Consider the following 6,494-nt stretch of genomic DNA (forward strand, 5'->3'; position numbering starts at 1 on the left):
ACATGAGACCAGACTTCTCGACCAAGGGGACGCTCACCGCGGACTTCGACTCGATCCGGATCAGCCTGGCGTCGCCAGACAAGATCCGCCAGTGGTCGTACGGTGAGGTCACCAAGCCCGAGACCATCAACTACCGGACGTTCAAGCCGGAGCGTGATGGCCTGTTCTGTGCCCGCATCTTCGGCCCGGTCACCGACTGGGAGTGCCTCTGCGGCAAGTACAAGCGCATGAAGCACCGCGGCGTGATCTGCGACAAGTGCGGCGTGGAAGTGACCCAGGCCCGGGTGCGCCGCGAGCGCATGGGCCACATCGAGCTCGCCACGCCGGTGAGCCACGTGTGGTTCTTCAAGGGCCTGCCGAGCCGCATCGGGCACCTGCTCGACATCTCGCTCCGTGACCTCGAGCGCGTGCTGTACTTCGAGGCCTATGTCGTCATCGAGCCGGGCGACACGGACATGAAGCAGAACGAGCTGCTCAACGAGGACCAGTACCGCAAGGCCCGCGAGGAGTACGGCTTCACGGCGTTCACGGCGCAGATGGGCGCCGAGGCGATCAAGAGCCTGCTCCGCAACGTCGACATCGCCACGCTCGCGGTCGAGCTGCGCGAGAAGATGAAGGTCGAGCAGTCGATCCAGAAGCGCCAGAAGTACGCCAAGCGCCTCAAGGTGGTCGACGCCTTCCGCAAGAGCAGCAACCGGCCGGAGTGGATGATCCTGGACGTCATCCCGGTCATTCCGCCCGAGCTGCGTCCGCTCGTGCCGCTCGACGGTGGCCGCTTCGCGACCTCCGACCTCAACGACCTCTATCGCCGCGTCATCAACCGCAACAACCGGTTGAAGAAGCTGATGGAGCTCAAGGCGCCCGACGTCATCATCCGCAACGAGAAGCGCATGCTTCAGGAAGCGGTCGATGCGCTGTTCGACAACGGGCGTCGCGGCCGCGTGCTGCGCGGGGCCAACAACCGCCCGCTCAAGTCGCTGTCGGACACGCTCAAGGGCAAGCAGGGCCGGTTCCGCCAGAACCTGCTCGGCAAGCGCGTCGACTACTCGGGCCGTTCGGTCATCGTCGTCGGGCCGGAGCTGAAGCTCCACCAGTGCGGCCTGCCGAAGAAGATGGCGCTCGAGCTCTTCAAGCCGTTCATCTACAACAAGCTCGAAGAGCGCGGGCTGGTCGCCACCATCAAGCAGGCCAAGGAGATGGTGGAGGAGCAGCGCTCCGAGGTGTGGGACGTGCTCGAGGAGTGCATCAAGGAGCATCCGGTGCTCCTGAACCGCGCCCCGACGCTGCACCGTCTCGGCATCCAGGCCTTCGAGCCGGTGCTGGTCGAAGGCAAGGCCATTCGCATCCACCCGCTCGTCTGCACGGCGTTCAACGCCGACTTCGACGGCGACCAGATGGCGGTGCACATCCCGCTGTCGCCCGAGGCGCAGATCGAAGCCTCGGTGCTGATGCTGTCGAGCAACAACATCCTGTCGCCGGCCAACGGGGCACCGATTGCCGTGCCGTCGCAGGACATCGTGCTCGGCTGCTACTACCTCACGAAGTCGAAGGCCGGGGCGATCGGCGAAGGCCGCCTGTTTGCCAACCTCGACGACGTGGTGCTGGCGCTGGAGAACGGGGAACTCGAGACGCTGACGCCGATCCGGCTGCGGCTGACCGGCAACCTGATCGACCTGACCGTCGCCCGCGACGACCAGGCCGTGCTGCACACGCCGCTGCAGGCCGTCGAGCGCCGCATCATCAACACGACCGTCGGTCGCGTCATCTGGAACAGCTCGCTGCCCGAGGAGATGCCGTTCATCAACGGCCTGCTCAAGAAGAAGGGGCTGCAGCAGGCGGTGCAGTACTGCTACCTGCACTTCGGGCTCGAGAAGACCGTCCAGATGCTCGACAGCCTCAAGACGCTGGGCTTCACCTACGCCACGCGGTCGGGCCTGTCGATCGGCATCAACGACCTGATCATCCCGTCGGTCAAGACCGAGCTGGTCGACCACGCCAAGACGGAAGTGATCAAGGTCGAGCAGCAGTACCAGGAAGGCGCCATCACCAACGGTGAGCGCTACAACAAGGTCATCGCCCTCTGGTCGGAAGCGACCGAGAAGATCGCCGACAAGATGTTCGGCGAGATGGAAGAGCGCGACCGCTCGGGCCAGTCGTTCAACCCCGTCTACATCATGGCGGACTCGGGCGCCCGTGGTTCGAAGCAGCAGATCCGCCAGCTCGCCGGCATGCGTGGCCTGATGGCCAAGCCGTCGGGCGAGATCATCGAGACGCCCATCACGTCGAACTTCCGTGAAGGGCTGACGGTGCTGCAGTACTTCATCTCGACGCACGGCGCACGCAAGGGCCTGGCCGACACGGCGCTCAAGACCGCCGACTCGGGCTACCTGACGCGTCGTCTGGTCGACGTGGCGCAGGATGTCATCATCCACGAGCCCGATTGCGGCACGATGGACGGCATCGAGGCCAAGCCGATCGTCGAGGCGGGCGAGACCATCGAGCCGCTGCGCGACCGCATCATCGGCCGCGTCACGCTCGAGGACGTCATCGACCCCATCACGCGCGACGTGCTCGTGGGCGCCAGCGAGGAGATCACCGAGGATCTCGCTACGGTCGTCCAGGAGGCGGGCATCGAGATGGTCAAGATCCGCTCCGTGCTCACCTGCGCCAGCCGGCGTGGCGTGTGCGCCAAGTGCTACGGCCGCGACCTCGCGACCGGACGCATGGTGGAGATGGGTCTGGCGGTCGGTGTGGTGGCGGCACAGTCCATCGGCGAGCCGGGTACTCAGCTCACGATGCGCACGTTCCACATCGGCGGCACGGCGTCACGGATTTCCGAGCAGTCGACTCAGGAATCGCGTCACGCCGGCACGGTCCGGTTCGAGAACATCTCGTCGGTCGAGACGGGCGTCGAGGGCGGCATCCGCGACCAGGTCGTGATGAACCGCAACGGCAACCTGATCGTCCGCGACGCCAAGGGCCGCGACGTCGAGCACTACCAGGTCATCTACGGCGCGCGCCTGCGCGTCACCGATGGCCAGAAGGTCGAGCCGGGTCAGGTTCTCCTCGAATGGGATCCGTTCACGTTCTCCATCCTGACGGAGGAGGCGGGCACGGTGAAGTTCAAGGACATCATCGCCGACGTCACCGTCCACGAGGAGGTGGACGAGGTCACCGGCATGTCGCGCCGGATCATCATCGAGGGCATCGACGAGAAGAAGCAGCCGCTCGTCGAGATTCGCAACCTCGAGGGCAAGGTGCTCCGGAAGTACCACATCCCGTCGCACGCCCACCTCATGGTGGAGGACGGAGATGCGGTCACCCCGGGCGCGGTGCTCGCGAAGATTCCGCGCGAGACGACCAAGACCAAGGACATCACGGGCGGTCTGCCGCGCGTGGTCGAACTGTTCGAGGCCCGCAAGCCCCGCGAGGCGGCCGCCGTCATCAGCGAGATCGACGGCATCGTCAAGATCGGCGGCATCGTCAAGGGCCAGCGCAAGATCATGATCGTGCCCGAGGAAGAGGGTGGCGAGCCGCGCGAGTACAGCCTGCCGCGCGGCGTGCACGTCAACGTCCAGGACGGCGATCGCGTCCGGGCCGGCGAGCAGCTGATGGATGGCCCGAGCAACCCGCACGACATCCTGGCGGTGCTCGGCGAGAAGGAACTGCAGCGGTACCTGGTCAACGAGATCCAGGAGGTCTACCGTCTGCAGGGCGTCAACATCAACGACAAGCACATCGAGACCATCGTCCGTCAGATGATGCGGTGGGTGAAGATCGAGGATGTCGGCGACACCGAGTTCCTGATCGACGACGTGGTGGACCGGTTCCGGTTCATCGAGGAGAACGAGCGCGTGGTGACGTCCGGTGGCGTCCCCGCGAAGGGCCGCCCGATGCTGCTCGGCATCACCAAGGCGTCGCTCTCGACCGACTCGTTCATCTCGGCGGCCTCCTTCCAGGAGACCACGCGCGTGCTCACCGAGGCGTCCATCTCCGGGCGCATCGACACGCTGCGCGGCCTGAAGGAGAACGTCACGATGGGGCGCCTGATCCCGGCCGGTACGGGCTTCTACGCGTACTCCAACGTGCACATCCCGTCGGATGCGCCGCCGCCGCCACCGCCGCCGTCCCCCGAGGACGCGGAGCTGGAGCGCGACCTCGACTACCTGTCGGATGCCGACGATCTCCTCGATCGCGAGCGCGGCGAGGTCGTCGAGTAGGGGTAGGGCCGGCTGTCCCAGCCGGCCGTCGATTCAGCACCACGGGCGGGACTCTCGAACCGAGGGTCCCGCCTTTCGTGTGTTCAGCAATGCCGAGATGCCGAATGCTGAATGTCGAGGGCAGAAGGCCGAAGGCCCGTCAGCGAAGCCGAGTGCCGAAGGCCCCGTCAGAAGAGGCGTTCAAATGACGAGCTGACGTTCGTGCCGGGCGCGCCCATCGTTGTGGACAGCAACGGAGGGAGTGCCATGTCGAAGCGAATGGCGGTGGCGTTGGTCGTGGCCGGCGTCTGGGCCGGCAGTCTGCCGGCGCGCGCCCAGACGCCCAGCGGCGTCGCCGGGCTGTTGCCGAATCTCATCCTGAATGGCATTCGCCTCGACGCCGGCACGCCCGTGCCGCACGATGCGCACTTCACGCCACTCAATGAACTCTATGTGGGCACCGACCCCCGGTCAGGACGCGCCTTCCAGATCGACGCCGCCGAGGTCGTGCTCAACTTCAACCGGCTGCTGGCGACCCAGTTCGCCACCTTTCCGATCGGCAACTCCAGCGGCGCGTTCTCGTTCACGACCGACGAGACCACAGGGCTGCCGGCGCGCAGCACGCGCAGCTTCGGCCCGTCGTTCGGCGAACGGTCGCTGACCGTCGGCCGCGGGCGCTTCTCGGCCGGGGCCTCGTATCAGCACACGTCCTTCGATCGGTTCGAGGGCGAGTCGCTCGACAACGGGTCGATCCAGTTCCTGCTGCCACACAACGACTGCTGCCCGGCGCAGGTCGGCCTGCAGGCGACCGGCGACGGCAACCTGCTCAACCCCGGCTTCGAGTCCGACATCATCACCGTCAGGACCTCGATCAGGGCCTCGACCGACACGGCGGCGTTCTTCGCCACCTACGGCGTCACGTCCCGCTGGGATGTCGGCATCGCCATCCCGGTGATGCGCGTGGACCTCGAAGCGACGGCGGACGCCGAGATCGTGCGCCTCGGCACCGCCTTCCAGCCCCTCGTGCACACCTTCCAGACGGGCGCCGACGTGTCGCGGCGGACCTTCACCGAGGCGCGCAGCGCCAGCGGCATCGGCGACGTGGTGCTGCGCACGAAGTACAACCTCCGCCAGCGCGGTGCGCAGGGCCTCGCGGCGACGCTCGACTTGCGCCTGCCGACCGGGGATGCCGAGAACCTGCTCGGCACCGGCGCGATCCAGAGTCGTCTGGCCCTGGTGGTCTCGACCGGCACCGATCGCTTCGCCCAGCACGTCAACGTCGGCTACACCTTCAGTGGCCGCACGGACATCAGCACGTACATCGGCCACGATGCGGACCTGGCCAGCGCGCTGCTGCCGAGCGACACCCCACCCGACGAGATGCACTTCAACGGCGGCATCGAGTACGCCGCCACCGATCGCCTGACGTTGCTCGGCGAGTTCATGGGGCGCACGCTCCGCAACGTCGGTCGACTGGAGGTCGGGCAGCGCGTCTTCACCTACACACCGCAGGGGCAGCCGGTCGTCAGCCCTGCCCTCGAGTCGCCGTCGTTCCGCGAGTTCCAGGCCCGTCAGGGCTCGCTGACTCTCGGCCTTGCGGCCTTCGGCGCCAAGATCAACCTGGGGTCGCGTGCCCTGCTCTCGGCACACGTCCTGTTGCCGGTCACCGACGCCGGCCTTCGCAGCCGGATCACCGCCACCGTGGGGTTCGACTACACGTTCTGAGCCTCAAACCGGAAACCGGAAACCGGAAGAACGGACACCGGGAATCGGCAGCCGCAAGACCTCACGTGGGAGGGCCGGCTCGCCGAGCCGGCCGACGCCCCGGCCGTCAGCGGACGATGCGGGCGCTGGTGATGCGCCAGGCGCCTGTCGCGCTTTTCTCGAGCGAGAACTGCCGGCGCCGCGTGTCGCTGGTGCGCTGACCGCCCACCTTCATCTCGGCCGAGAACTGCTCCTGGCAGGTGGCCGTTGCTCGAGTGTCCTGCACGGCGACCCGGCATCCACTCAGCGCCACGTCCACCGTCCGCAACGCGGCGAACTGCTTCTCCAGCGTGTCCCCCAGACCCGGTTGAACGTCCTCGACGCCACGGGCATCCCGTGCGCCGTAGGCCTTCGCCCACCGCTCGAGTGTGGCCTGGACCCGCGCCTCGTCGTCTGGCCCTCCTGGCGCAGGACTCGAGGGTGCGCCGCCGCCGGCCGCAGATGGCGCTGGGGGCGGCGGGCCGGGCTCGCGGCTGCCCGTCAGCCCCGATGGCGCCGGCGCGGCGCCGGGTTCGACGAGGATCGATGGGG

At 67.2% G+C, this 6,494-nt stretch carries 2 protein-coding genes and 1 pseudogene; 2 read left to right on the forward strand and 1 reads right to left on the reverse strand.

Annotation, left to right across the window (positions count from 1 at the left end):
• Positions 1-2 precede the first annotated feature (2 nt).
• Both rpoC and Q0C41_RS10365 read left to right on the forward strand, forming a co-directional pair.
• Positions 3-4,067: pseudogene (gene rpoC / locus Q0C41_RS10360) on the forward strand (DNA-directed RNA polymerase subunit beta'); the annotation flags it as partial.
• Positions 4,068-4,466: 399 nt separating this feature from the next.
• Positions 4,467-5,924, forward strand: coding sequence for a hypothetical protein (locus tag Q0C41_RS10365; RefSeq protein WP_291983478.1), 1,458 nt, complete (start codon positions 4,467-4,469; stop codon positions 5,922-5,924).
• Between the two features lie 106 nt (positions 5,925-6,030).
• On the opposite strand, the gene Q0C41_RS10370 is transcribed toward Q0C41_RS10365, so the two are convergent.
• The coding region (locus Q0C41_RS10370; protein ID WP_291983480.1) for a hypothetical protein at positions 6,031-6,494 on the reverse strand (464 nt) is incomplete at its 5' end.

The organism is Luteitalea sp., from assembly GCF_022842525.1.
Classification (GTDB): Bacteria; Acidobacteriota; Vicinamibacteria; order Vicinamibacterales; family Vicinamibacteraceae; genus Luteitalea.

Excerpts from the sequence above, each read along its gene's own strand:
- Q0C41_RS10365 (WP_291983478.1), top strand. The coding sequence starts at position 4,467 with ATGTCGAAGCGAATGGCGGTGGCGTTGGTCGTGGCCGGCGTCTGGGCC.